Raw genomic sequence first — 201 nt, forward strand, 5'->3', positions numbered from 1 at the left:
CGGGCCCTGGCGGCTCAGGGCTGGACGGTACAGGTGCCCCTGTTACCCGGCCATGGCACTGATGTGGAAGAGCTGGCCCGCACCTGCTGGCGGGACTGGGGGGCTGCTGCGGAAAAAGCGGTAGTAGAGCTCAGGCAAAAGTGCGACCGGGTCTACCTGGCCGGGTTATCGATGGGGGGGTTGATCAGCCTCTACCTGGCC

The 201-nt window shown here is 66.2% G+C and carries 1 protein-coding gene; it reads left to right on the top strand.

What is annotated here, in order from left to right; all coding sequences use genetic code 11:
* Positions 1-201: carboxylesterase (locus JDF658_RS13625; protein ID WP_143312026.1), on the top strand; the 201-nt coding region annotated here is incomplete at both ends.

Origin of the sequence: Carboxydocella sp. JDF658 (assembly GCF_002049395.1) — a bacterium.
In the GTDB taxonomy this organism is placed as follows: Bacteria; Bacillota.